This is a genomic window from Clostridium sp. CAG:265 (assembly GCF_000436575.1).
GTDB lineage: Bacteria > Bacillota > Clostridia > Clostridiales > Clostridiaceae > Clostridium > Clostridium lentum.
This window is the reverse complement of record NZ_FR886635.1, coordinates 1-2,045: the sequence shown is the minus strand read 5'-3', so window position 1 is coordinate 2,045 and position 2,045 is coordinate 1. Positions and strand designations below refer to the sequence as shown.

Sequence of the window (2,045 nt, the reverse complement as noted above, 5' to 3'; positions counted from 1 at the left end):
TCAAACACTTAATGAATAACCTTCTTCATAAGGGAATGCATTTATTCTATCTATTATAGATTTATCAATTTCTTGATCTCCTCTTAAAGCAATAGTTCCTAAAGTTTTTCCTAAACTATCAAAAGCATTTATTTCAAAAACCTGAGAGTTATCTAAATAATCAATACTTTTATTTTTGTAGTCTATTACTCTAAGTTTTCTTGTTATGGAATCAAATCCTATTATAAGTATATCTTCTCCTAGATAATCTTTTACAGTAAGCTTTACAGCTTCTAATTCAGTTCTAGGTTTAACAGTTATTACTCTATTAACTGTAGTAGTAGCACCCCAACTATTTGTAACAGTATACCTTACAGTATAAACTCCCTCTTTTAACTTTTTAAACAACTTTTCATCTTTATCTGTTGTTCCATCATCTGTCGAATCATCATTATCAGTGTCATCTAATAAAACTACATTATTACCATTAGATGATATTTCTTCAACTGTTATTTTGTAGTCATCATTATTTTCATCATCTAACTCTACAGATATACCATCTAAAAGATCTAAGGTATCCCCTCTTTTTATAGTTATAGGATATGCTCCTTTAATTGTTAAAGATTTCTTTGTCATTTCTCTAAGTCCATCATCAGTTATTTTAAATCTAACTTCTGAATACTTTTCAACTGTACCAAATCCATTTGAATAATCTGTAGTAGTTGATTTAGTACTTGCTTCTGGCACAATACCACCTTTAATTTTTACAGTTTGTGCAGTTCTTGCTTTTAAACTTATAGTATCATATCTATTAAATTCAAATTGATGTAACCCATTTAGCTGTTCACTATCTTGTTGAGTATCCCCAGTTAATGATACCTTTTTTCTTTCATTACCTTTCGCATCTCTTACAATCATTTCAAAGTACTTTTCACTATTTGATTCAGATGAATATGTTTCTATATTTTCATCTTCTTGATTATCCTTTTGTGAATCATCTTTATTATTAGCTTCTTGATTATCATCTTTTTCTTCTTTATCTACAATACTATCTTCACTAGAGCCTTTTAATACAAATTTATTTTCCTTAGTATCAAAAGCAATTCTAAATGCTAAAGTACTATCTGGTCTATAAACTTCAATTTCATTTTCTCTTACTTTAGATTCTACTTTTACAGTAGTTTCTATCATAGTTGCTCTTTCCCATTTATCATAAAGTACATATTTTACTTTATAAGTACCTACTTTATTAAAGTTATAGTATTTATGAGAATTTTCATTGCTATTACGAGCATTATCTACAGTTCCTATAAGTTTATCATCTACATATATAAACATATAGTCAGTAGATATGTTTTCCTCTTCATCACTTATGTTTATTCCCTCTAATAAATCTATTGTACCTTTACTGACAGTCCTAATTTTTTTAACACCTTCTATAACTGGAGCTTTATTATATTTAGCTTCTAGCCCGGCATCACTTACTATAAATCTTGTATTATTCATATAATCAAATTTATTAGTTTGATTCATATTATCTTCTGTTCTAGGAATATGACCAGTTACTGTACCAGTAATTTTAATACCCTTTAAATCACTTCTATATACTCTTATACTATCACCATCAGCATAATTTATATCATTAATAGCTGATAACTTTGGAGATGTACCTCTATCATTACCTGTTAAAGTAATTTTCGTCTTTATTTCTCCATCAGAACCCTTAATTTCAATTCTAAATGCTTCATCATCTAACTTTGTTTTTGATAATTTTTCATTGCTTTGATTAAATACTCTGTATTTTCTTGTAATACTATCAAATCCTATTTCAAATACTGGTGTTCTAGTGTCATTTTCAGTATTACCCCCTGGAGTAATTGTTTCAGATTCACTTTCTCCAGTATTTGTATTTCCTAATCCTGAACTATCTGTGCTAGGAGTTTCTGATTCAGAAGTTTGTAAATTATTATCCTCTATTTCATTTATAATTTTAGTGCTTAGCGATGCATTTTCACTCTCAGCAAATATTTTAAATACATTTTTATATAAATTAGGTCTTACTGTAA

Annotated in this window: 1 protein-coding gene; it reads right to left on the bottom strand. The window is 27.9% G+C overall.

Annotated elements, in window-relative coordinates; genetic code table 11:
- A partial coding sequence (locus tag Q5O29_RS09665) for a hypothetical protein (RefSeq protein WP_302632080.1) occupies positions 1–2,045 on the bottom strand: 2,045 nt, incomplete at its 5' end.